At 34.4% G+C, this 26,592-nt stretch carries 19 protein-coding genes; 12 read left to right on the plus strand and 7 right to left on the minus strand.

The annotated features are described in order from the left end of the window. Window position 1: 1 nt before the first annotated feature. Window positions 2–889: a helix-turn-helix domain-containing protein gene (locus LL966_RS18355; protein WP_229355241.1), complete on the minus strand. Its 888-nt coding sequence runs from the start codon at window positions 887–889 to the stop codon at window positions 2–4. A 302-nt stretch (window positions 890–1,191) separates the two neighbouring features. Continuing rightward, the gene (locus tag LL966_RS18360; RefSeq protein ID WP_229355243.1) at window positions 1,192–1,884 is read right to left on the minus strand and encodes a hypothetical protein; all 693 of its coding nucleotides are present in this window, start codon (window positions 1,882–1,884) and stop codon (window positions 1,192–1,194) included. 333 nt (window positions 1,885–2,217) lie between these two features. On the opposite strand from LL966_RS18360, the gene LL966_RS18365 reads away from it, so the two are divergent. The 3 genes from LL966_RS18365 to LL966_RS18375 all read left to right on the plus strand — a co-directional run bounded on the left by LL966_RS18365 (window position 2,218) and on the right by LL966_RS18375 (window position 6,868). Further along, the gene (locus LL966_RS18365; protein ID WP_229355245.1) at window positions 2,218–3,894 is read left to right on the plus strand and encodes an AraC family transcriptional regulator; all 1,677 of its coding nucleotides are present in this window, start codon (window positions 2,218–2,220) and stop codon (window positions 3,892–3,894) included. A gap of 165 nt (window positions 3,895–4,059) precedes the next feature. Next, entirely contained in the window at window positions 4,060–5,814 is a 1,755-nt protein-coding gene (locus tag LL966_RS18370) for a TaqI-like C-terminal specificity domain-containing protein (RefSeq protein WP_229355246.1), read from the plus strand. Beyond that, window positions 5,804–6,868 (plus strand): DNA adenine methylase, encoded by a 1,065-nt coding sequence (locus LL966_RS18375; RefSeq protein WP_229355247.1) that lies wholly within the window; start codon window positions 5,804–5,806, stop codon window positions 6,866–6,868. Before LL966_RS18370 ends, LL966_RS18375 begins: the two co-directional genes overlap by 11 nt. Here LL966_RS18375 and LL966_RS18380 read toward each other — a convergent pair. Both LL966_RS18380 and LL966_RS18385 read right to left on the minus strand, forming a co-directional pair. Then, complete coding sequence (locus tag LL966_RS18380) at window positions 6,865–7,914, minus strand: HNH endonuclease (RefSeq protein ID WP_229355248.1); 1,050 nt, start codon at window positions 7,912–7,914, stop codon at window positions 6,865–6,867. The two genes, LL966_RS18375 and LL966_RS18380, sit on opposite strands and share 4 nt — an antisense overlap. Window positions 7,915–8,012: 98 nt before the next feature. After that, a complete protein-coding gene (locus LL966_RS18385; protein ID WP_317207156.1) occupies window positions 8,013–8,282 on the minus strand; it encodes a helix-turn-helix domain-containing protein in 270 nt (89 codons plus the stop codon). Window positions 8,283–8,777: 495 nt separating this feature from the next. Here LL966_RS18385 and LL966_RS18390 point away from each other — a divergent pair, with 495 nt between their 5' ends. The 3 genes from LL966_RS18390 to LL966_RS18400 are packed head-to-tail and all read left to right on the plus strand — an operon-like array spanning window position 8,778 to window position 15,855. Continuing rightward, on the plus strand, window positions 8,778–11,795 hold the full coding sequence (locus LL966_RS18390) for a SusC/RagA family TonB-linked outer membrane protein (protein WP_229355250.1): 3,018 nt from the start codon (window positions 8,778–8,780) through the stop codon (window positions 11,793–11,795). 9 nt (window positions 11,796–11,804) lie between these two features. Next, window positions 11,805–13,190 carry a RagB/SusD family nutrient uptake outer membrane protein gene (locus LL966_RS18395; protein WP_229355251.1) on the plus strand — a complete coding sequence of 462 codons (1,386 nt, stop codon included), beginning with the start codon at window positions 11,805–11,807 and terminating at the stop codon, window positions 13,188–13,190. 13 nt (window positions 13,191–13,203) lie between these two features. Beyond that, on the plus strand, window positions 13,204–15,855 hold the full coding sequence (locus LL966_RS18400) for an alpha/beta hydrolase family protein (RefSeq protein WP_229355252.1): 2,652 nt from the start codon (window positions 13,204–13,206) through the stop codon (window positions 15,853–15,855). Window positions 15,856–15,913: 58 nt separating this feature from the next. Here the strand turns inward: LL966_RS18400 and LL966_RS18405 are convergent, their stop codons facing one another. The 3 genes from LL966_RS18405 to LL966_RS18415 all read right to left on the minus strand — a co-directional run bounded on the left by LL966_RS18405 (window position 15,914) and on the right by LL966_RS18415 (window position 18,272). Then, window positions 15,914–16,186 carry a hypothetical protein gene (locus tag LL966_RS18405; protein WP_229355253.1) on the minus strand — a complete coding sequence of 91 codons (273 nt, stop codon included), beginning with the start codon at window positions 16,184–16,186 and terminating at the stop codon, window positions 15,914–15,916. A 110-nt stretch (window positions 16,187–16,296) separates the two neighbouring features. After that, a complete protein-coding gene (locus LL966_RS18410) occupies window positions 16,297–17,790 on the minus strand; it encodes a MauE/DoxX family redox-associated membrane protein (protein WP_229355254.1) in 1,494 nt (497 codons plus the stop codon). A 191-nt stretch (window positions 17,791–17,981) separates the two neighbouring features. Beyond that, complete coding sequence (locus LL966_RS18415) at window positions 17,982–18,272, minus strand: hypothetical protein (protein ID WP_229355255.1); 291 nt, start codon at window positions 18,270–18,272, stop codon at window positions 17,982–17,984. 253 nt (window positions 18,273–18,525) lie between these two features. Between LL966_RS18415 and LL966_RS18420 the strand changes: the two genes are divergently transcribed. The 6 genes from LL966_RS18420 to LL966_RS18445 all read left to right on the plus strand — a co-directional run bounded on the left by LL966_RS18420 (window position 18,526) and on the right by LL966_RS18445 (window position 26,529). Beyond that, the gene (locus LL966_RS18420; RefSeq protein WP_229355256.1) at window positions 18,526–18,918 is read left to right on the plus strand and encodes a plasmid mobilization protein; all 393 of its coding nucleotides are present in this window, start codon (window positions 18,526–18,528) and stop codon (window positions 18,916–18,918) included. Further along, window positions 18,903–20,168, plus strand: a complete 1,266-nt coding sequence (locus tag LL966_RS18425; RefSeq protein WP_229355257.1) for a relaxase/mobilization nuclease domain-containing protein — start codon at window positions 18,903–18,905, stop codon at window positions 20,166–20,168. The genes LL966_RS18420 and LL966_RS18425 overlap by 16 nt, the downstream gene beginning before the upstream one ends. 16 nt (window positions 20,169–20,184) lie before the next feature. Beyond that, window positions 20,185–22,173, plus strand: coding sequence for a conjugal transfer protein MobC (gene mobC, locus LL966_RS18430; protein WP_229355258.1), 1,989 nt, complete (start codon window positions 20,185–20,187; stop codon window positions 22,171–22,173). Between the two features lie 1,083 nt (window positions 22,174–23,256). Continuing rightward, the gene (locus tag LL966_RS18435; protein WP_229355260.1) at window positions 23,257–23,979 is read left to right on the plus strand and encodes a class I SAM-dependent methyltransferase; all 723 of its coding nucleotides are present in this window, start codon (window positions 23,257–23,259) and stop codon (window positions 23,977–23,979) included. A 159-nt stretch (window positions 23,980–24,138) separates the two neighbouring features. Next, a complete protein-coding gene (locus LL966_RS18440; protein ID WP_229355262.1) occupies window positions 24,139–25,170 on the plus strand; it encodes a DUF4365 domain-containing protein in 1,032 nt (343 codons plus the stop codon). Window positions 25,171–25,335: 165 nt separating this feature from the next. After that, entirely contained in the window at window positions 25,336–26,529 is a 1,194-nt protein-coding gene (locus LL966_RS18445) for a Shedu immune nuclease family protein (RefSeq protein ID WP_229355264.1), read from the plus strand. Window positions 26,530–26,592 lie beyond the last annotated feature (63 nt).

The following is a 26,592-nucleotide window of genomic DNA, read 5'->3' on the forward strand; positions in this document are numbered from 1 at the left end:
ACTAACGAAGCTTAAATCTCTCGATAGAATTCGAACGATACATGGTAGGTGTAAAAGCAGTATGCTTTTTGAAAAAGAGGCTAAAACTTGAAATACTGCTGAATTCCAATTCTTCAGCAATTTTACTTATGGTGAATTGGGTATCTTCAAGAAGATTCTTTGCTTCAATAATAATGGATTCTATTATTAACTCTTTTGCTGTTTTTCCTGTAAGCTGTTTAACAACTTTATTCAAATGTCCAGGTGTAATGTATAAAACACTTGCATAGAAGTTGACATAATGCTGTTTTTTGCAATGAATAGACAAAACAGTAAGAAATTGAATTATTAAGCTTTCATTTCTAGAAAAGTTTAAAGCTGAATCCAGAGTGTATTTAGAATAGATCAGTTTGAGCTCATATAAAAATAAATTAAAACTTATTCGTTGCAGCTCAAAATCTAGTCCCTTGTCTTTAGTATCCTTATTGACAAAATAAATTAATTTGTATATAAGTGATAGCACTAAAAACTCTTTTTCATCCAAAACAATCTTAATTGGAATATTCCGGATAAAAAAATAGAACGACTCAACCAATTCCTTTTTCAGGCAATTTTTAAATGCAAACTCGGATGAGAAGCAAATTAAGAAAAACTGAAGTTTTTCATTTGCTTCCAAAATCCTGCAGTTTGAGTTTTTTGGAACTACAAGAAGATCCCATGGAGATAAGTCTTGTACTGCTCTCTTAATTTGGATTTTGAATTTTCCATTTTTAATTAAGAGAATACAGAGATTTTCAGTGGTAAAAGATTCAGATGTAGATGTTCTAATATTATACTTTTTTATAATATGAATGTCTAACCCTTGCAGAGGCATCAGTTCTAAATCAATATTTATCAAATCTTTAATCATATTTCTTTATTAATGATCTACTAGATTTCGTGTATATAAGTAATTTTATATTTTATCTTCAAATGACTTTTCAATCAGTATTAATGACAAAAAATACAGATTTAAAAGGCATGTAAGAAACAGTAAATAAGCCAGTTTTCGTGGGTCGATAATTTTTCTGCCCCCTTTTATCAGGTAACCAACTATTTCATCATAGCCAAAAAGGACTATGATGAAATAAAGGCTTACAAGATTAAAAATGATCAAAAGGACGTAAAGAATAATTCGTGGTTTCATGGTAGATCAATTTAATCAGACTGCTTTTATAGCATACTATGTAACAAAGCAAGTACAGTAATAATTGAACTTTCATTAGCGGCAAAAAACTTTTTCGCGGGTTTGTTCCCTGCCGATAAATCCCAGTCTTTATCTTTTCTTTCTGACTCCGAATAAAGCGAATATCTTGAAATGGAAGTAATCGTTAAGATTGTCTCTGTTTCATCATCATCAAAAGGGTTATCATCAATGATGGTTTCTTCATAATCAACTATATAAGCGTAAGAAACAGCAAAATCAAGTTGCCTATGATTGATCAAACCCTGCAGAAAACTAATTAGAGTGCTTTTAGCATTAGTGGAAAGTGCGCTATTCTGCACTATGTTAATCATATTGCTATCTGGATCAGACATAATAGCCTCGACAATGGAATCATTAAATGTAATTACCCCCTTTCGAGTGTTACTCCTTTTCTCTATTTGGCAAGATAAATACTTTATTTGATTAGTAATTTCCCCAATTGAATTGGGAACTGGATTTACAGCCTGATAATTATGTAGAGCGTTATAGTACAACAGCCCCTTTTTGTCGAATGGATTTAATTTGTTCTCCGGGGTTATTGTACTGCTTGTTGATTTTTCAGATGAGACATCATTTAACTGTGTTTGATTGGAATCTAAATCATCAGAGCAAGATGTCAAAAAACATAATAAGACATAAGTGATTAATAAATTTTTCATGATACGATTGTTTGAACGGTGAATGAGAATTTCTTCTCAGTTCATTTCATCCGGATAAGCAGAACTTTAATTCAGCACGATGCTGAACATTTTGCTTTTGAATTCATAGCAAATCTATCTCCTTGAAAAATCTCTCACAACCTTACCTATATGGGTTTTCCGAAAATAAAGTATGGATTTTCGGAAAATCCATACTGCTTAAAATCAAATTAATTCTCTATAATCCAATACTTTATATTATATTTGAGTTAAGATATTGTAAGAATATCGTTATCATAATTTTACTTCCTACGGTACATTGTTAATGCACTACATCCCAAATTTGCTATTTATATGAAACGTATTTGCTTACTACTGTCTCTTCTGTTCATATCTCAATATCTATTATCCCAAAACAATATCCGAAGGATTCCAGATTCGCTGCAAAATAAAGGCTTTAAATATCTGGAAGAAAAAATTGATGAGCTAGAACCAGATAGTTCCAAAATTGCTGTTTACTTGTATACCTATCTTCAAAAAGCAAAACTGGAAGAAAACTGGGCTGAAACAGCAAAAGGTTATCAAAATTTTATGCATGCAGCTCCGGAAAGATTAAGAACTATTTATGCTGATAGTATAGTCGAAGCTGCAAAAAAGACAAATGATAATGTCATCATTGGATCTTCTTATTTAACTAAAGGAATTGTTTACTACAGTTTAAAACGTCATAATCAAGCTCTAGACAATTTCTTGATAGCAAATAATTATATCTCGAGAACAAATGATAAATATTTAATCTACAAATTGAAGTATCACATTGCACTTGTAAAATATTATCTTGGCTACTATGATGAAGCGATCTCCTTACTTGAAGAATGCGTTGCTTTTTTCAAAAAAGATGCCTCACAGCCTTATCTGAATTCTCTGCATTCACTAGGGCTTTGCTACAACCGGCAGGGAAACTACGGGCATGTTACTGAAATTAACAATCTAGGTTTACAAGAATGCGAGAGACTAGGAATTAAAAAGCTGGAAGTCTATTTTAATCATTCCGAAGGCATCAATGAGTATTATAAAAAAGATTATGCTTCCTCTATACACAAAATTCGATCATCAATAGAAGACTTAAAGCAGAAAAAAGATTTCGGCAACGAATCCGTCGGTTATTTTTACATAGGAAAAGATTACTGGGCACTTGGAAAATTCGACATGGCAATCCCGTATTTTAAAAAAGTTGATTATCTCTTCAATACAAAAGGATACATACGTCCCGATATAAGAGAAATGTACGAACTGCTTATAAATTACTATAAAACTAAAGAGAATCCAAAGCTTCAGTTATATTATATTGATCAATTGCTAAAGGCCGACCGTATCCTAAATGAAACCTTTAAATACTTAGTTGGAAAAATAAATAAGGAATACCAGACACAGGAATTACTGCTGGAAAAAGAAAAAATTCAACAGCTGTTAGACAGAAAAAATAGCAGCTATTCAACTCTTATTACATTTACATCGTTATTGTTCTTCAGTTTTCTTCTTCTAACATTTCGTTATTACCGAAATAGAAAATTGTACAAAAAAAAATATGATGAATTGATGCAGAAAAACTATAGGACAGAAGAAACTGTTAAACCTCGTCAAAGAACTGAAAAGCCAGCAATTTTAGATATAAATCCTGAGACGGTCGCACACATACTTAAACTGCTCGAAAAATTTGAGAAAGAAAAAAAGTTTCTCGATAAAGACATGAATCTTTCCAAACTATCGGCCACCTTCAGTTCTAATCCGAGATATTTGTCAAATATTATACGTCATTATCGTGATAAAGTTTTTACAGAATATATTAATGATCTTAGAATTGATTATGTCATTGAATTATTGCAAAGTGATAAAAAAGCAAGATTGTTTACAAACAAAGCTCTGGCTGAGGAAGCAGGTTTTAGCAGTACTCAGCTTTTTGTAAATGTATTTAAAGCAAAAACAGGTATGCCTACAGCTTTTTTTATTGAGCAGATTAAAAAGGGATAATTAGTTAATAAAGTTCCTGATATATCCATATAAAAATAATATTATCTAGTACATGAATCTAAAATTCAGCGCTATAAAAGTATTAAATTTTAAGAGCTAGATAAATGATTTTAAAACCGTATTTTTGTGATTTATTATACTAAATATTCATACGGATTACAATAAATGGTGACAATAGAAAACTATAGCCTAGATAAAAGAAAAAATGAAGGAATTTTCTATACACCTCCTTTTCTTGCGGAATATTTATCAAGAAAAGTTATTAAGTATTGGGGAGTAAATAGAGAAATTTCAAGTGTAATTGATCCTGCATGTGGTGATAGTGAATTATTAAGAAGTTTTATCACAGAAATAAATAATTATTCACAAATTTCTTTACCTAAGATAATTGGCGTTGACAAAGACAACAATGCAATATTCAATTCCAAAACTAAACTAAATCACTTAAATTTAAAAGTTAAATCATATTTCATAAATACGGATGCTTTATTTCCTTTTGAGTTTATCAAACCTGAGATAGGTTGGAAAAAATTGAGAGAAGACACCAATTGCAAACATGGTTTTAATATATCACTTAGTAATCCCCCCTGGGGATCTGATATAAAAAGCTACAATTTAAAAGATCTAAATTCAAGTTTTAAACTTTCAAAAGGGCAATTTGATGTTTTTGATCTTTTTTTTGAAACAATTTTAACTAATCTAAGTAAAAATGGCATATACGGTTTGATTTTGCCTGATTCTGTATTTAGCCAAGAACAAACTAAATTTAGAGAATTAATTTCTAAAAAAACTTCAATACATCTTATCGCAAGACTAGGTGAGAAGATTTTTCCTGATATTAATAGAGCATGTGTGGTAATAATTGGCGAAAATAAAATTCCAAAAAATAATCATTACGTTGATTGTTTTCGTTTGACAGCAGATTTCAAAAAGATGGTTATATCGAACAAGTTGTCTTTAGAAGAAGTTGAAAAAGAGCTATCTCATAAGGTATTACAGACTAGATTTTTGGAAAACAAAAATTATTTGTTTGATATAGACTTAAAAATCGAAGAACAAGATTTGATTGGCAAACTTAAAAGTTACAGCACGGAACTAAATAATTTTTTAGAAAGCAAAAGAGGTGCAGAACTTTCAAAAAAAGGAATTGTATGTCAATGTAACAATTGTGAATATTGGATGCCATTCCCAAGATCTAAAAATCCAAAATGTAATAATTGCAGAAGCACAATAAATTTAGATGAAACCAAGTCCGAAAAAATAATCAGCTCGATTCCTTCATCTAATAGCATTAAATTAAAAGTTGGAGAGGATTTATATAGATATACAAGTAAATCTAAGTCTTTTATTGATTTATCAAAAAAAGGAATTAATTATAAAAATTTAGATATTTATCAAAAAACGAAAATACTTGTCAGAAAAACAGGAATTGGAATTACGGCAAGCATTGATTATGAAAATTCGATGACTAATCAAGTCGTTTATATTTTAAATTTAAAAAAAGAATTCAAAGATAACCTGACATTAGAATTTGTTTTATCAATTTTAAATTCAAGAGTTGTAACATATTATCTAATCAAAAAATATGGAGAAAATGAATGGAGAACTCATCCATACCTTACACAAAATGCTTTAATGAATTTACCTTTTCCTTTATTAAAATTAAAGGAAGAACGAACTCAAAAAGCAATAATAAAAATCACAAAATTAATTAACGAAGAAGTTCATAATTCTAATGAAATAAATATTTCAAAAAATACAGATTTATTGATTGAACGAATAGTTGCAGATTTATTCAATCTCAATCAATCAGATTATCATATAATATTTGAAACATTGAAGAATTGTGAACAGTTAATTCCTATTAAACGTCTACTAAATTGTAACGTAACAGAAATATTTAATTTAAATGGGTTATAGATATATTGGTTCTAAAGATAAATTATCAGAAATTATTATTTCGGAAATTTTAAAAATTGATAAAAATGCAAAACATATAATTGATTTGATGGCGGGAACTGGATTATTTTCTCTCGCTTTACGTGAAAATGGATTTATTGTATCAGCACTTGATGTTATGACATACTCATACCATCATTTGAATTTCCATTTGTTTATGAATTGCTATCCTAATTTTGAAGGAATATCACACATTAAAGGTATTAAAAAGTCAAATTCTCTAAGCAACTATGAGTTAATTTTAAATTATTTAAACGAACTAGAGCCGATTAAAGGATATTTTTATAATGAATTTTCTCCTGAAGGTAAAGCTTCTAATACCACTAAAGCTAGAAAATACTTTACCCCTGAAAATGCTGCTAAAATAGATTCAATTAGAAATGAAATCAAATTTTTAAAAGGTAAAAATATAATCACGGATAAGGAACATTCTTTATTAATTCACGATCTTATAATGGCTACAAATGATGTTGCAAATATTGCGGGTACATATGGCCATTATCTTTCAAAATTTGTAAAGAGATCTGAAGTACCTGTTTTTTTAAAACCAAGTAGATTTTCTACTTCTGGATCAATCGAAGGTCATAATGTTTATTTAGGATACGCAGAAGAACTATCTCCAAGTTTATCAGGAGATATCTGTTATATTGATCCACCCTACATTAAAAGACAATATGCTGCAAATTATCACATTTTAGAAACTATTGCTAGAGAGGACTTTCCTGAAGCAATTGGTGAAAGCGGTTTAAGGCCATGGAGAGATCAATATTCTAATTTCTGTTCTAAATTAAAAATTAGAGAATCATTTACAAAAATTATAGAAGGTGTAAATTGCAAACATATTTTAATAAGTTACAGTGAAGATGGATTGATTCCAATTAATGAATTAACCGCTTTCCTTTCAAAATTCGGGAAAGTAAGTCGAAAAGATATTGTATATAAAAGATTCAAAAGTAATGATAGTAAAAAAGAATCGAAACTGCATGAATACCTTATTCATGTAGCAAAAAATTAATTCTCAATAACATCTTTAACAACTGCTAAATGATCAGGATGCCAATTAATTTCATAATCTTTTCCATTTATTTGAATTTTAAGCTTATTATCAACTATTTTGTTCAAATCTATTTCTGATACATTTGCAAAATGTAGCATTCTATGAATCATCGGACTCACAACAATAGTATTAGCATATGAATCAGAACCATTGTCTCCTAGAGGTATTAAATGATGCACTTCAGAATAAAGTTCCCCATTTATTTTAGTAAATGTGAATTCGTCTCCAGTAATTTGACATCTTCCTCCATATAGAGCTTTTAAGTTTCTAACAAGCTTATTATTTCTTTTTCTAATTTGAAAAAACCTTTTAACAATTTCAGGTTGCTTCCCTGTATTAATCAGTTCCTGAAGTCTTGGTGAGGTATCCTCTAGAACTAGTTCATCTTGAACATCTTCATTTGTTGGTATGTCGTTAATAATTGTTTCCGCTGTGAAATAGAATGGCCAATCATTTTTTGAAGTTTCTACAAATAACTTATTCCTAAACTTAATAAAACCTGCAGATTCTTCTGTAAACATTCTTTTTAATTGCGAGTTACCTAGCCAATTGGCAGGTATTTGATTTTCAAGAAACCACCCCGCCCAATATTCACCATCTACAGTTTTAACTATATATATTACAAGATTTTCAACTTCATGATTATAATCAGTAGGAAATCCATTCTTAGGATGCCAAGAAGGAACCCTATTACCTGATTTACTATGTATTTTTTGGGATGATATAGAAAAGGAAGCAGATCTTCTTTGATAAATTCTTAAATCATTTATTTGTTTTATTCCGAAGCTATTTATTTTAAAGTCCCATTGAGGTCTATTTTGAGCACCAGTTCCTGTATTTTTCCCCAAAAAATCATACCATGCTTGACTAGAAATTTCTCTAACAGGGAAATCTATGTATGATTGTCCACCTCCACCTTCTTCTTCGCCTCCAACTTTATTAATATGCCTAAAATCAGCATATGTCATTCTTCTAAAAACTAAGCTATCAACTCTTTTTTCCATTTCTAAAATAAATTAATTTATCATAAAAATTTAACAGACACTAAAAATCTTCCCTACTTTTTTGTTGCAATGAAGAGTTATCATAACATTTCAAATAGTTAACTGATAACATCTCCTAAATCAAAGTTAAAATCAAATAATTCTTTTGGTGAAATTGACAAGCCTTTTGCAAGTTGAAGAACTGAAGATAGCTGAATATTGATTTCACCTTTCTCAATCTTGCTAATATTGCTATGATCTATGTCACATCGTTGAGCTAATTGTCTATAACTCAAATTTTGTTCAGTTCTAAATTTTTCAATTTGCCGCCCAAATGCTATTTGAAAGTCAGTCTTTTCCACACTATTACCCATCGCTTTTTTTTTCAAAAGCAATTTCAGTAGAAACAAAAATAAAAGTGTGGGTTTTTAACACCACAATTAATAATTTTGTTATATTTGCAACTAATTGTATACATTTGCGATTCTTCATAAAAAATATTTGAAGCATTCGCTTAGAATCTCGACTTGAAAACTGGAAATTTAAAAGGAACGGGAGGATAAGTAAGATGCTCACGCCATTGGCGTGGGCTCACTTATTGTTCCATGGTATTTCCAGTACCTCAAGTCAATAAGCTGAGTTCCACGCCTTTTTTATTAGGCAAAAAATCAGCTAAATTCTTGGCAATACTTCTTAATTCCGAATGGTTTCGTTAAAAACTTAAATCGAAAATTCTATTAAAACATGTAAAAACATCAAAATTTAACTATGACTATTAAGCAGTTCACTTAATACATAAAAAAAGGTCCTCTATTCCAGTGACCAAACTTAGATAGAGGACCATAGCTAATCAAATCCATATTTAACTAACCAATCCCAATATTATGAATTATTTTTCATTTTACAAGGATGGGAAAGCTCTTTATTGCCTGTTTTTATTGGGCTTCTCATTGTCTTTCTCATCTCTTTATGCTCGAAACACTCTTCGGTCAAATCCTAATCATTATCAGCAGCATATTAAAGGCACCGTTACAGATGGTTCCGGCCCGCTTCCCGGAGTTACCATTTCGGTAAAAAACAAGTCGGGTGTCGTGGCTGTTACAGATTACAGCGGCCAGTATGTCCTCAATGCAGCTGCAACGGATACACTACAGGTTTCCTTTATCGGATTTAAAACCGCTTTAGTTCCCGTAAATGGCAGAACAAAAATTGACATTGTCTTAAAGTATGATACGACTACTCTTCAGGAAGTAAGGGTAAATGCTGGCTACTACTCAGTTAAGGAAAGCGAACGTACAGGCAGTATTGCTAGAATTACGTCAAAAGATATTGAAGCTCAGCCTGTCGCTAACGTGCTGGCCGTGATGCAGGGACGTATGGCCGGCGTAAGTGTGACGCAGTCAACGGGAGTTCCCGGCGGAGGTTTTGATATAAAAATTAGGGGACAGAATAGTCTTCGAAGCGACGCTAATTCCCCACTTTACATTATTGATGGAGTTCCCTTTTCATCTGAAGCAGTGGGTTCTTATCTGACAAATACCGCTTTTCCTTCACCTATAAGTCCTTTGAGCAGTATCAATCCTGATACAATTGAAAGCATTGAAGTTCTTAAGGATGCTGACGCTACTGCGATTTATGGTTCACGGGGAGCAAACGGCGTTGTACTTATAACAACCAAAAAAGGTCGCACAGGAAAAACTGAATTTAATATCACTGCTTCAACAGGATTCGGAAAAGTAACCCGATTCCTCAAACTCATGAATACGCAGGACTATCTCACTATGCGCAAACAGGCATTTACGAATGATGGCGTTGCATATAATTCGTGGGATTACGATGTAAACGGAACATGGGATCAAAACAGATATACGGACTGGCAGAAAGAACTTCTGGGTGGGACAGCAATGATCAATAACCTACAGGGAACTGTATCGGGAGGATCATCAAACACGCAGTTTCTTTTCGGAGGAAATTATTACTCGGAATCAACTGTATTCCCAGGCAGTTTTCTTTATAAAAAGGGAGGCGTACAGGCCAATGTCAACCACAAATCGGAAGACCAGAAATTCCGCATCAATTTTTCTGCCGTCTACAATTCGCAGAATAATGATCAGCCTTCATATGATTTCACTTATGATGCCCGCTCACTCCCACCTAATGCTCCAGCACTTTATGACGCGTCAGGTAATTTAAACTGGGAGAACAACACTTTCGATAATCCCCTTCGAAACTTAAATACGAAAATGGAAGCGGTCACAAATGATCTTACGGCAAGCGTCCTTCTTTCTTATGAAATATTCAGAAACTTAAATATAAAAAGCAGTTTTGGCTTTACGGATTTCAGCAGCGGGGAGAGGCGGGTAATCCCTTCCACTACCATCAACCCTGCATATAATCCCACAAGCGCTAATTCATCCATTTTTGTTAATGATACGGATCGCAGATCATGGATTATAGAACCGCAACTAAACTGGTCCACAGATACTGGGCTAGGGAAAATTGAACTGCTTCTGGGCTCTACATTTCAGAGCCAGACTACGGAAAGGTTTCAGCAGTCCGGCACAGGCTTTAGTTCAAACAGCCTTATTTACAATCTGGCAGCCGCTAAAACTGTTCGAATGCTTTTAGATGATGAGGCACTTTATAAGTATCAGGCATTTTTTGCGCGATTTAATTACAATTGGGAACAGAGGTATATAGTAAATTTGACTGCAAGACGTGATGGTTCAAGCCGTTTTGGACCAGGAAAGCAGTTTGCTAATTTTGGTGCAATCGGTGCAGCATGGCTTTTTTCAAACGAACATTTTTTAAAGGATAACTTATGGCTTAGTTTTGGAAAACTTCGTGCCAGTTATGGAACTACTGGTAATGATCAGATTGGGGACTACCAGTTTCTTGACACATATACCACGTCAGGAGTTTTATACAATGGCGTTGTAGGTTTGAGGCCATCACGACTTTTCAACGAAGATTTTGGATGGGAAACTAATAAAAAATTCGAAACTGCTCTCGAAATTGGTTTTCTTCAAGACAAGATCTTTTTAACGGCAGCGTGGTATCAGAACCGTTCATCTAATCAGCTTGTAGGACTTTCAATTCCTGGAACGACAGGTTTTACTGCCTTGCAGGCCAATCTTGACGCAACTGTTGAAAACAGCGGATATGAGTTTACTTTGCGAACAACTAACTTCAAGACTAAGGATTTCAGTTGGATAACTAGTTTAAATTATACTGCATCTAGAAATAGGCTGATTAGTTTTCCTGGTCTTGAAAGCTCGTCCTATAGCCAGATGTACCGAATCGGTAAACCATTAAATATAGCTCTTCTTTATCAGCTAAACGGTGTGAATCCACAGACAGGACTCTATGAGTTTGAGGACATTGATAATGATGGTGCTATATCATTTCCAGAGGACAGGCAGAAAACAGCTGATTTAAATCCGCAATACTATGGAGGCCTTCAGAATCAGTTTGTATATAAACGTTTTTCATTGGACTTTTTATTTCAGTTTGTCAAACAGAAAAACAGAACTTATCCGATGGGACCGGCTGGAATGATGTCAAACCAACAGCAGAGAATAAATGATTCATGGATCAATTCAGGCGATATTACTCAATATCAGCTATATACCACAGGCTTAAACAATGATGCTTTAACTGGTGATTATCATTATACTGACAGTAATGCTTCGATTGTTGATGCATCATTTATACGACTGAAAAACATTTCAATGATGTATGATCTTCCTGTAAACTTAAAAGAGAGCCGTATCAGATTAATTCTTCAGGGACAGAATCTGTTGACATTCACAAAGTATCCTGATGGTGATCCTGAATTTACTGCTTATGGTTTCCTTCCTCCTCTAAGAGTTATCTCGGCGGGAGTACAACTAACATTCTAAATAAAAATTATGAAAACAATATTCAACAAACGTGTTCATCTTATAGCATTATTTTTAAGTTATTTTGTTTTTAGCTGTGAATCCTTCGTTGAGGTGGAACAGCCTAAATCACAATTGCAGAGTAATGCTGTTTTCGAAGATTACAATACCGCGACAGCAGCGCTTACAGATATTTATTCCAATATCAGGGATAAGGGCATAGTGACCGGATCAGCTTTTGGAATTTCAAATACTGCGGGATGTTATGCAGATGAGATTACAAGCACACAGAGTCCAAGTAACAGCAGCCTCCCCTTTTATAACAACACCCTACTCCCATCCAACACCACTATTGCTTCACAGTGGAATGGTGCATATAACCAAATCTATTCAGCGAATGCCGTTATTGAAGGATGCGAGAAAAGCACAAAACTTACCGACGACCAGAAACGTCAGCTTAAGGGAGAATCCTATTTTATTCGTGCACTGCTTCACTTCTATCTGGTAAATTTATTTGGCGATGTACCATATGTTATCACAACGGATTATAAAGTAAATAGGATGATATCCAGAACTCCAGAAGAACAGGTGTATAAGAATATCACAACTGATCTTGAAAATGCTATAAATCTTCTTTCGCTTGAACAGCTTGCTTCCCAAAAAGTGAGGCCAAATAAAACTGCAGCGCAAGCACTTCTGGCAAGAGTTTATCTTTATAGAAAACTTTATCCTGAAGCCTCTAATACAGCCTCAGCTGTTTTAAATCAAGTAGGAACTTACAATCTGGAAAATATCGATAATGTTTTTCTAATAGGCTCTAAAGAAACAATTTGGCAGCTTCAATCAGGAACTGCTGGTCTAAATACTTTACAGGCTTCTTTTTTTACTTTTTCAACTCCTCCTCCCCCATTGGTCTCCCTAAACAATGATCTAGTAAATTCCTTTCGGACCGGTGATCTTCGCAGAACCAGTTGGATAAAAACCGTTTCCAACAATGCTGGAACATGGTATCATGCTTATAAATACAAGGAGAAAAATGCAACACCAGCTTCAAAAGAGTATTCGGTGGTTCTCCGTCTAGCCGAACAGTATCTTATACGAGCTGAGGCACGAGCCATGCAGGGGGATTTAATCGGCGCTAAAGAAGATCTTAATCTTATACGCAGACGTGCAGGCCTTTCAGATACCCAAGCTTTATCTAAAGAGGAAATTTCAACGGCAGTTCTTCAGGAAAGAAGATGGGAGTTTTTTACCGAATACGGACATCGTTTCTTTGACTTAAAACGCCTTGAAAAATTAGATAACATCCTTGGTCCAGTAAAACTGGGATGGAATAAAGAAGACAGGCTTTTCCCTATTCCGCAGGCCGAATTAAGCGCTAATCCTAATTTAGGAAATCAAAATCCGGGATACTAAAATTTAATTTGCCATGCCATTAAAAATTATAATGCCAGCTTCCACTTATTTTTTATTAAAAAGCAGAATCCTGCTTTCATTTTTTATTTTGCCATTAGTAGCCTGTCCCTTATGGGGGCAGGATTGGCAGAAAAAATATTTAAGTGCCGAAGATTATCATCTTTGGAGTACAATGGAACTCCATAAGCCATCTTCTGATGGCATGTGGATCAGCTACTCTCTTATTTATCAAAACGATTTAGACACCCTTTTTGTCCGAAATTCTTTAAATGGAAAAACCTTCAGCTTCGCTAAAGGAAAAGAAGGTTCCTTTCTTAAAAAAAAATCATATGTCAGTCTTGCTGATAACAAATTATTTCTGTTATCACTTGATACTGGAAATACCGTCACCATTGATAATGTTACTGAATATGCAGTAAGCTCGCCAACAGAAAAGTTGATTATACTTCAAAAGACCGCTAACGGAGAAAACATTCTGCTAATAAAAAATTTCACAGGTCAAACAATTAAAGAAATTTTAAGGGTAGCGCAATTTTCTCTAAGTCCTAAAGGCGGATATCTGCTCTATCGTATAGACACTGAAGCAAACGACTCACTGATACTGCTGAATCTAAGGAATTCTTCAAATGGAATTGCTATGTTGGAAGAGGAAAAGATTTCCAATTTTCAGCCTGCATGGCAAAAAGAAGACCACACAGTTTCATTTGTTGCAGGGATAAATGATAGAGCTGAAAAGACACTATATTATTTCAATGTAGAGGAAAAAGAATTGAAAAAGTTTGACCCATCTTCGGTATCAGGATTTCCAGAAAACACAATGATTACTTCTGATATTTTTCGAAAACTAATGGTTTCCGATGATTCCCAAAGAGTATTTTTCGCACTGAAGAAAAAGAAAATTACAGCAGGAAAAAACAAAACAACAGATGTAGAAATTTGGAATGCAAATGACAAATGGATCTATCCCCAGCAACTTAAAGAAGGCCAAGCTGAGAATGCAGTAAATTTAAGTATTTGGCTGCCGCTTGAAAATCGTTTCAGCGTTCTGACTTCCGAAGAATATCCAAAAATAATGCTTGCCGGAAAACAGGAATATGCGATTCTTTCAAACCCTAAGGATTATGAACCGCAGTTTGACAGCGAAGGTCCGAGAAATTTCTATATTTCGAATCTTAAAACATTTGAGAAGAAGATTTTTCTTGAAAAGCAGAGTTCCGACAACTCGCTTTTAATACCATCTCCATCTGGCAGATATGTCGCCTATTTCAGGGATGATAATTGGTGGGTTTATGATATTAAAAGTAAGACTCATCGAAATCTTACAGTGAAATCTGGTCGAAAGTTCACAGCGGTCCAACGCATTCTGACCCCTGAAATACCATGTGGAATTGCAGGATGGACTAAAGATGATCAGGAAATAATAATCTACGACGAATATGATCTGTGGGCTTTTACTACTGATGGTAATAATAACAGATTATTGACTAATGGCCATCAATCAAAAACGGTCTTTCGTCGGGCAAAAATTTCTTCAAAAAAGGGAGTAGATTATCTTTACGATGGACTTAATACAGAAATTTTAGACCTTTCAAAAAGCAATTATCTTACTGCCACCTCTAATGATGGCAAATCAGGATTTTATAAACTGGATCCTGGAAAACCGCCCTTTAAATTAGTTTTTAAAGATGGTTATACGGACCAATTCCAATCTTCATCTATTGATGATACATTCTTTTATACAGAACAAAAATTTGACCTTCCTCCACGACTGCTTGTTTATAATAAGAAGCAAATCAAAACTGTTTTCCAAAGCAATCCGCAGCATGAAAAATATTATTGGGGGTATTCTGAATTAATTGAATTTTCTAATTCAAAAAAGGAATTACTTAAGGGAGTTTTAATATATCCTGCACACTATGATCCAGCAAAAAAATATCCCATGATTGTCTATATTTACGAAAAACAGTCCGATAAACTTCATTATTATCGAAATCCATCGTTGCTTAATGAAAATGGCTTTAATGTATCAGTTTATTCCTCGGAGGGATATTTTGTACTATTGCCTGATATTACACTTGAGAAAGCTCAGCCCGGAATTTCAGCACTTGACTGCGTTTCTGCAGCCGTTGCAAAAATAATTTCAATGGATATCGTAAAAAAAGATAACATTGGAATTGCTGGACATTCTTTCGGAGGATATGAATCCTCTTTTATAATTACACAATCGCATTTATTTTCGGCTGCTGTTGCAAGTGGATCAATTACCGATTTAAACAGTTTTTATTACACCGTTGGAAAACAATCAGGCAAACCAGACATGTGGCGTTTTAAAACGGAACAATGGATGATGGGAAAAGCGCCGTTTGAAATTCCTGATGCCTATGACCAAAATTCTCCAATCAGATTTGCTGATAAAATCCAGACTCCTGTACTTCTATGGACCGGAAGAGAAGATCAGATTGTGGATCCTAAACAGAGCATCGAATTTTATCTGGCACTACGAAGAGCTTCAAAAAAAAGTATCATGCTGCTTTATCCTAAAGAAAATCATTTAATAACTGATGCAGGGAATCAAAAGGATGTTGCAGTTAGAATGCTGCAGTGGTTCAATTATTTCTTAAAAGATCATAAGTCAATTGATTGGATCACGCAAGGGCTGCAATAAAAACAGTGCAGCTTTTTGAAAAACTGCACTGCTCCTCTCTTAAATTGAGAATCCTTTATTAAGGACGATAAAGCGGCTGAATACAATTATTGTCGCTGTCCTTGTCATAGGCAATAGCTCCAGTTGTTCCGTTTACACGGCACAAAAAAGCACTAGGTGTATCATTACACTGTACCTGAACATCCGTACAATCGTTATTGCTGTCAGCAAGATAACCAATCTTTGGTGCTGCAGTAGAAACTTCCTGCATTGATACAGTAAAAAATGCACCTGCAATCGCTAAAACAACTGCCCCAGCTCGGGCAGTTTTGTTTAAAAGTATCGCTTTCATAATTTAAAATTTAATTTGTATTTGTGATCTACTCTATTCTACAGGTTTTCGATCTCACTCCTGCTACCAGCGCTGGTAAATTTTTAAACTTGGAATATTTTGACTTTCATTTAAAGCTGTTTTTTCAGCATCGGCTGGAGCTCATAAACAACCAGATCTGTTCCGATTAACGCATAGAAATAATTTGAAGAAACGTACATGGCATTCAGCTTATCAGCTTTCGTTTTATATATTGGGAAACTCATGAGATAGGCTTTTCTCTTCAGATCGTAAACATCTATAATGAAAGATTTTTTCCATAGTACATCATTCTCGTATTTTCCCTTGACCTGGGAATGGACAAAAAGAAGTTTTCCTATTACTGATGCATGTGCATTCACCGCTTCAACAGGTGAAGATATCTCCCTGACAGTTCCATTTTTTGAATAAGCGACCTTAAAATCAGCTTTCGAAATTGTGTCGATGGTATGGCTGCGATATTCCAGTTTTCCTGTTTCGTCAGCGGTAAAATATTCATTCCTATAATAGTACACATAGACAGATCTTTTCAATTTAATGCTGTAAAGTAAAGTCCCGTCAGTATCAAAAACACCATCAATCTGTTTCTGTAGCAGATCTCCGCAGTACTTCGCCCTCTTGTTATCAGAAAGGGTATAAACTCCAAGTATATTATCCAAAGTTTTGGGATCGTTGGATCTGAAAAATATTTTGTCTTTAGACATTGGAACATACAATGTAAAGAATGGCATATCTTTATATTCAAAATTTATTACCCATTCATTTGTGTTTCCGCTGAACAGCCTTCCAACCGAACCATCTGATAAATAAAATACCGAATCTTGTAGAAAAATTTTAACTGTTCGAAAAGGTATGTTCTTAGTATTAAAAGTGACTTTTATCTTTTGCGAGGATTTCAGTTCCGCATCAAACTGAGTCACATCCAAAGGAGTACTGTAATTCCCCAGATATAATTTATTGTTTAGATCACCTGCAAAATAATACGAATTGTATTTTAAGTCTTGCGCATTTTTAAATACTGCTGGGTGATTTGGATATCTTCTTATAAATGGATTATCATAATGCATGACTTGCTCGGACAACAGAAACAAAATAATAACTGCTGTGATGCTTGCTAGTACCGGAAATAAAATTTTAGAAATTGTTTTCCTGCTTTTCTTATATGATTTATGTTCCAAAATAATTATTGAGGCAAGTGCAAGAACTATAAAAATAATATTAAAAATCAAATGTGCATTCCAACTCATTTTTTCTAAAATTCCTCCACACGAACATGGTACAAATGAGCTATAGTGGAGAATTATAAAAATATATGCGCTAAACATAATCATAAGATTAAATGCTAGATAAAGGCCTGCTTTTATAGATTTGGAAAACAATAGCAATACAGCAATGATAAGTTCAGCAAAAGGAATTAGTCTCGCAATCCAAAAAGCAAAAGCACTTAACAAAGGAGACTTGCCAAGCTGTATTTCAAAGCTTTCAAATTCCATTAACTTGCTTGATGCTGCATAAATAAAAAGCAGCACGTAAAGTAAACGAGTTATTTCTACAACTAAAACATTTTTACTGCAATCTGATTTCATTATCCCTTTATTTTATCTGCCAACTAGATTGTTTTTCTACACAAAATCTTTTAACAAATTTAGAATGGTGCTTGATAAAAGCTGTTATCAAAATCAAGCCAAAGTTTTTCAAAATCAGGCAATTTTTCATACAAAAAATGCTTAACAGAAAGTCAATATCTGTTAAGCATTTAAACTATTGTTCGTAGCTTTTAAAGTTTGGCAGTATCGCTAAGAACAGCCAGCTTTTCATTAAGTTCTACCAGTCCGGCTTTTAAAAGACATTCCTCCGAAATACTTTTAAGATCTTGCTGGCTTTCAGAAGAAATACATTCCAGAAGCATTGAATCTTCCTTTTTTGAATTGAGCCCCAATGTAATCAAATGGCTCAAAAGCAGTACATTTTTTCGTGAAATTTTCAAATCAATCCTCACAGTTTCACTCATGCCAGGGATACTTAAAATTGTATCAAACACCTTAGCAACTTCATTTTTTGTAATCATAATTTTCACGTTTTTAATTAATAATTATTGATCATAAAAGTAAAAAGCTTTAAAGAATTAAACCTAGTCAAAATTCAGTGTTGATTGTTCAAATAAAAGATCTTCTGTAATTTTAAAACTTAAAGATTGCCACGTTCCTGCAATCTGCAAGATGTCCGGTTGTATCACAACCGATATCTTGCTGCCTCTCTGCTCGGAACTCGCTGGCAGTGAAAACTGGAAGATTTGTAATGTCGAATGAAAAGGAAAAATGATGAAAGACGAGAAAAAAAACAGAACAAGATGGCTTCATCTCAGGCTTAGTGAGCAGGAATATAAGATCCTTCAGAAATATTTTGCAGACTCTCTCTGCCCAAAACTGAGTGATTTTGCAAGAAAAAATCTGCTGAGAAAACCTGTTGTTTTAAAATACAGAAACCAGTCTCTTGATGATATAATAGATGAATTAACAAGGCTCAGATCAGAGCTGAATCCCATTGGAAACAACTTTAATCAGGCAGTGAAAAAACTGCATTCTCTATCGCAGATCTCTGAATTAAAATTGTGGATTATGGGTTTTGAAACAGACAAAAAAATGCTGTTTAATTCTATTGAAGACATTAGAATGACTATTCGAATTCTTGCTGAAAAATGGTTGCAGTCATAAACACGGGTTCGTCAGTCAGAAGTATTTTCAATTACAATGAAAATAAAATCGAAGGGGGAAAAGCTGAACTCATAGGAGAAGGAAATTATCCTGCAAATGCCTATGAACTTCACAAAGATTCAAGGCTAAAACTTCTTTTAAAACAGTTGGAATTAAATGCAAATGTACAGCGAGGAAGCGTGCACATATCACTCAATTTTGATTCCTCTGAAAGCAATATTTCAAAGGAAAAGCTTATGGAGATTGCGCATTCCTATATGGAAAAAATCGGATTTGGATCACAGCCCTATCTGGTATATCAGCACCATGACGCAGGACATCCGCACATACATATTGTGTCTGTAAAAGTGAAGTCTGACGGAAAGAGAATTGACATGCAAAACATAGGCAGGAACCAATCTGAAACAGCCCGCAAAGAAATTGAAAAGGCATTCAATCTGGTTCCTGCACAGGGCAGGCAAAAGGAAAAAACACTACATGTAAAACCTGCAAAAAGCAGTGTTGTAAAGTATGGTGCAGCTGAAACTAAAAAAGCAATTGCTGCAGTATTAAATGCAGTGATTCCTAATTATAAATATGCCACGGTTGGAGAATTAAATGCAGTGCTGAATCTTTATAACGTTGCAGCTGTACAGGGCAGCAAAGATTCAAGAATGTTTCTTCATAAAGGTCTGGCTTACCAGATTCTTAACGATAAAAAACAGCCTGCAGGCGTTCCCTTAAAAGCCAGCAGCTTTTACATTAAACCCACCCTTAAAAATCTCGAAATAAAATTTGCCGCAAACAAGGCAGGACGGAATCCCCACCTAAAGAGAGTAAAAAATGCGGTTGATCTCGCTTTTATGCAGAACAGGATAAAGACAGTTTCAGACCTTGACAGAATTCTGATTCAGGATGGAATCAAGACTGTTGAACGAAGAAACGAACAGGGAATTCTGTATGGCTTAACCTATATAGACCATAAAGCAAAATGTGTTTTTAACGGAAGCATCTTAGGAAAGCCTTACGCCGCTTCCGGCATTGAAGAACGCTGTGGTCTTAAAAGCTTCAGCACTTACAGTGCCACCGATAAAATACTAGATAACGATGAATTAAAAAATAAACAGCAACATTCCTCTTTTATTTCTGCTGGCGAGCTGCAGAAGATAATTGATTCTGTGCTCCAGCCCGAGTTTTCAACTGATTTTGTCCCCTCTCAGCTGAAAAGAAAAAAGAAACGAAAAAATGGAAAAGGACAATCAGATTACTAACTAAAAAACTTAGACTATGCAGACAGGTGAAAATGAACAGGCGCTTAGAAAAATTTTGGATATGACAAGGCTTATCAGCATAATATTTTTAGGTCTTCATTTCTATTATTATGGATATAATGTGTTTAAAGTATGGGGACTGGTAAACAATTTCAGCGATAAACTGATGGGGAATATTTTCCGCACTGGACTCTTTGGATATTTTCATTTATCAAAGCTGTTTTCTTTGGGATTTTTATGCATTTCCCTGCTTGGGGCAAAGGGCAGAAAAAATGAAAAGCTGGACTTCAAAACTGCGTTCTGTTATATCGTTTTGGGGCTATTGGCTTATTTCTTGAGCTACTTTTTTTTGGCTATTTCGGATGCTCCTGAAAAAAAACTGGCCCTTTATATATTCTGTACTGTTTTGGGATATCTGCTCCTTCTTTCGGGTGGAACACTTTTGTCGAGAATCATAAGAAGAAATCTCAGCCATAAGGATATTTTCAACAGTGAAAATGAAACATTCCCGCAGGAAGAAAGGCTTCTTGAAAATGAATATTCCATTAACCTGCCGGCACATTACAGATTAAAAAACAAAGTCCGAAAAAGCTGGATTAATATCATTAACCCCTTTCGCGGAATCTTGGTTGCAGGAACCCCAGGCTCCGGAAAATCCTATTTTGTGATCCGACATATCATAACCCAGCACATACGCAAAGGCTTCTCAATGTTTGTTTATGATTTTAAGTTTGATGACCTGAGCATAATAGCCTATAACACCTGGCTTAAGAATAAACATTTATACAAGGTGGAACCCAAATTTTACGTCATTAATTTTGATGACCTGAGCCGCACGCACAGATGCAATCCTCTTGATCCGAAATCAATGGACGACATAACAGATGCAGCTGAATCAGCACGCACAATTCTTTTGGGCTTAAACCGTGAATGGATAAAAAAGCAGGGAGATTTTTTCGTAGAATCACCGATCAATTTTCTTTCTGCCGTTATATGGTATTTGCGTAAATACAATAACGGCGAGTTCTGCACCCTGCCTCATGTAATTGAACTGATGCAGGTGGAATATAACAGCCTTTTTACACTGCTGAGAACTGAAAAAGAAATAGAGATTTTGATAGATCCATTTGTCAGCGCCTACCTCCAGAATGTTATGGAGCAACTGGAGGGGCAGATAGCCTCTGCCAAGATATCAATGGCAAGGTTATCCAGTGCTCAGCTTTATTACGTGCTCTCTGGAAATGACTTCACACTCGACATTAATAATCCTGAAGACCCAAAGATAGTCTGCATGGGAAACAACCCTCTGAAAATCCAGACATATGGTGCGGTTCTCTCGCTTTATGTCAGCAGGCTCATCAAACAGGTAAACCAGAAAGGCAGGCTTAAAAGCAGTCTCATATTTGATGAATTTCCAACTATCTATCTCAATAATATGGACAGCCTGATAGCCACGGCCAGAAGCAATAAGGTAAGCACATGTCTGGGGATTCAGGACTTCAGCCAGCTGCGCAAAGATTACGGCCGAGAGCAGGCGGACGTCATACTTAATATCACGGGAAATATCATCAGCGGACAGGTGAACGGCGATACGGCAAAACAGCTCTCCGAACGTTTTGGAAAAATAATGCAGGACCGCGAGAGTATTTCCGTAAACAGTTCGGACACCTCAATCAGTAGATCAAAACAATTGGAAGCTGCCGTGCCTGCTTCCAAAATTTCATGTTTGAGCTCCGGTGAATTTGTAGGCATAACTGCCGATAATCCGGACTGTAAAATTGAACTGAAAACATTCCATTCGGAAATAATAAATAATCACGAGCAGCTTAAAAAAGAAGAACACTCATATCTGGGAATCAGCCCTGTACGCATTATAAACAATACAATGATTGAACGCAATTATCTGCAGATAAAAGAAGACATATCGGAAATTGTTAATTCAGAAATGGAACGTCTTTTGCATGACCCTGCCCTGTCTCATTTGGTTATCAAAAAGAAGAAATAATCATTTGATAATTTAATTGTTTTCCTTAAGCAGAGAAAAAGAAAAATGTTTTTTAGCAGTCGGATTCTTTTATGAGCTGCAGTGTTTTTTTCGTCCTGTTAGCCATTGTAATTTTTTTCCTCCCCACGCCATAACCGCCAACTAAAATTTCCGCACCTAAAATGACATAAAGAAGATAACAACGCCCTGTACACCCATACCCAAAACTCGCCATCTATACACGTTTTTCAACTCCCCGCACACCGTCCTACTTTGTCCCGCTCCGATTTTTTTACGTTTTTCCCTCCGGATTTTGCTTTCTTTTACCGCCCCTCACTTCCTTCTCGCCTTTTGCTCGCTCATGCATCCCTGCCCACTTTGATCTACGCCTCTTTATTTTTTTTAGAAACTTTATTCTGCAATAAGAGCAGACACTGTTTTGTTTCACCACTTCTGTTTTCCAATATTTCAATCCTTATTTCTGACATTTTTTTTATTCGTCTAAAGAGCCACATTATGCTGTTTTTTGTTTCATGAGCATAAAAAGGTGAGTGTCCGCCAAAAGCAGGGCCAGACCAAAGGCACGGCCTTGCTTTTGGAAAAGGGCACGGACTACCTTTGCTCCTGAAACAAAAAACAGAAGCATACAACGACTTTGATAAAAAGAAAAGGGAAGCAATCGGGATACTACGGATAAAGAGCAGCCAGGAAGAAAAGCAGTCAGCTCGGTGGGTGAATTCTAAGAAGGATTATCAAATTAATTCATTACAAAAATAAAACGCTTAGTGTTTCTCAGCGGAAATCACGTATAAATACCTACCCAATTACATAGCAAAATTGATATTTTTGAGAAAATTATATTAAGGGATATGGTTTTCCGAAAAATAAGCACAAATCATTCCCGGACTTTTGTTCTAGAATTTGTACCGAATTATAATTTTTCATAGTGAAAAAACATTTTTACATAAGAAAATAAAACATTGTTGATCAATAAATTAGCGACAAAGACATAACTTTCGTCTTCCAATTCTAAAACATTTGCAAGTGCGAGAACTTGAGTGGCAGTTCTACACAAAACCTAAAAATATAACTATGGACAACTCAATGAAATTATATTGGGAATTGGTTTTTAAAAGACAAACCAATAATGACCTTTTACGGGAACTGCACAATCCTATCCGCCAATATGAGAAAGAAATGATAGACGGGGCAATTTTAGACATCGGATGCGGACAGTCGCCATTTCTCCTTGATTTCCTATCAACTGACCGGGAAATTATTGCAATCGACAACGAGCAGATACAATTGGATTTCTTAAAAAAAAGAGTTGAAAGCGAAAAATCAGCTACGCTGAAAAACTGGAGTTATTTAAATCTAAATTTCCCCAAAGACGATTTGCCGGACTCAACATACTCCTTAATCATTTTCTCTAACTTACTGCACTTCTTCACGCTTAAGGAATGTGTCGAGATTGGTAAGATTATAGCAAACAAGTCAACAAAAGGAACATTAATATACATTGGTGTACATTCAGTTAAATTCTACGCAAACAATCCGTCAAATTCAAATAACAATGGTTATTTCAAACATTATTTTACTATTAGAGACTTAGACAAAGTTTTTCCAAGCCATCTGTTTGAAAAGATCTATTATGCGGATATTGATAAAAGCGATTCGAAAAGCGAGAGAGATTTAACAGAAGAGTGGCTTGACAAAGATATAGAAGCAGATGGAATCACTGATCCAAACCAAAGGGATTTAATCAAGAAAAATTATTTGAAAAATAAGAGACAGTCGGACGTCATTGCTGTTTATCGAAAAAAATGATCTGATACTGTGTGAGCTTGTTGACATAAAGCTTGTTGCAAAATTAACTGAGTTTTTTCCTCCACGAAAAACTCTATTTTTATCAGATAATAATCCGTCGCCGGCTTCGCTTTTAAGAAAGCAACAGCACGCTTGCAGAAACAAACACGCAGAATCCTAATGAGATACAATAATATAGAAAGATTAGGTGTAATCGAGACAGATAGAATAATCACTAAACAGTTGGGCTGGATATTTCGAGAACTACCGGTTGCAGATGTTGGAATCGACGCCATTATAGAAGAATCCGAAAACGGGAATCCAACAGGTAAATTCATTGCTGCTCAAATTAAAACAGGTAAAGGTAATTTTTATATTTCTGATAAAACAATCATCTATTATGCTTCACGTGTCCACTACCATTATTGGCTCAACTTAAACATCCCTATAGTTCTTATCGCCCATTTCCCAGAAGAAGAGGAAACTTATTGGGAATATATCCAAGAATCTAGTTTTCGTAAAACAAAGAAGAAATGGAAAATTGAAATTCCTAAAAATAAAATCTTAAATGAAAAATCTAAACAAAAATTAAGTGAAATAATTTACGGTTCGCAGAACTACGAGAAAATATCCCGAACATATGATGGGAAATTCTCTGCTGAATTGCTATACGAATCTGTGGAAGACATTCACTGTATTAGTGATGCTACGAAAGCAATTCTTAAAATCGCTGAAATAATGACCGATCTGACTTCTGGTAATGATCAAATTAATTCAAAGTTTAGGGATTATGCAGAACAAGGATTATCAGATAAGGACGCGCAAGTTAAAGCAACCATAAAAACATTTGGCAGAACATTAAACATTAGCGCTTCGAGACTAGAAAGCGAGATAGATCTTTTTTCGGAATTATTTTCTACGGGTTTGATTGCTTACGAAACTATTCTATTGATGCAATATGATATTTTCAATAATTCAAATGATGCAAAAGAAGCTTTGAAATCAATTGAAATAATTCCGGAAAATATTGATTATGTAATTTCTAATATCAGTGAAATGGTAATTACCGTAAACAAATTGCCAGATAAATATATTACACTAAAGGAAGCCAAAAAGCAGCTTATAGAAGTTGGAAATCTTTTAGTTTTTGAATTAAAATCTGCAAAAGATATTACGGAAAATCTAATTCAAAAAATTCGGGATATGAAATAGACTCTGCCAACAACTCTTAAACGGATTTAGAAAAATAGCTTTATGGCAAAATAATTTTGTGTTTCAATGATTTGGCAAATTCTAACATGGGTAAATTTGGGTCCATTACGGCTGTAATCAATAAATTGGACCCAATTTATTAACATTAACCAAAACAATAAATACATGGAAAACAATGAAATAGATTTGAACTATATGAATACGGGAAGTGTTGACAAGACATATTTTGCCCGATCATTTGAAGATAAATTCACAGGGCAAACTGAGAGATTTGCATTCAAGATTTTAGACGATAATCAAACTGAATTCATTCTTCGAAAAGAAGCAATCATAGGCACTTCTTTTCTTGGAAAAAGAGCATTAAAAGCATTATTTTACGAAGATAGTAGAAATATAAAAAAACTTTTTCTTCAACAATTCGACGCAGTTCAGTTACCAGTAAAAAATCTGTCTAAACAAGCATCGTTTACTGAAGGTGAAATAGAAAGACTATATTTATTTCTGAAGAGCATTAAGGAAGTAGAATTTCCAAACAATCAAACCTATAATGTAAAGGATGATGATTTACGCAAAATGCTTTTGGATGATAAGCAAGCAAAAAAATTGATTTTAGAAAATCTTCCTCAATTACAAGAAGCACTTAAGAATAATATAACTACGAGTGACATTATTAACTATGGTTACAGGAAAGCTCAACTCGAAATCTTTAAAAAATTACTCTATGAAGACGGCTTTTTCAACGATCATAAACAAGCCTTAATTATAGAGGGAGAACTATCTTCAAAAGCTAGAGACGAAGATTTATGGCAATCATTTTTCGAAAAAAACACTTGGATTTTAGGTTATGGCTTAGAATATCTCTTTAATACCGAATTAGATGATAAAAAGTTAGAACAAATAACTAGCGGTGCTAATTTTAATGAAAGCGGAAAACGAATTGACGGTTTATTAAAATCTCAAGGTGCGATAAATTCCCTTTGCTTTTGTGAATTAAAGCTTAGTTCACATAGTCTTTTGAAACAAGTTAAGAATTCTTACCGTCCAGAATCTTGGCAAATTTCAGATTCATTATCTGGTGCAATTGCTCAGGTTCAGAGAACAATTCAAAAGGCAATTTTCGACATGAAAACTAAAATTGAAATTGTAGATAAACAAGGTGAATTGACAGGAGAAGAACTTTATCTATACAATCCAAAAGGATTTATACTGATAGGGAACCAAAATGAATTTATCACTGAAGGCAGAATAAATCAAATAAAATACTCATCATTTGAAATGTTTAGAAAAAATTTAAAAAATATTGAAATTCTAACATTCGACGAATTATACCAGAGAGCAAAATATATATGTGAAAAATAAGTTCTGCCCCCAAGAGATACAACAGATTTGTCCTATTGGACTATGTATTTGGTGCCAAATCCA

It is taken from the genome of Flavobacterium chungbukense (assembly GCF_020805785.1).
Lineage (GTDB): Bacteria > Bacteroidota > Bacteroidia > Flavobacteriales > Flavobacteriaceae > Flavobacterium > Flavobacterium chungbukense.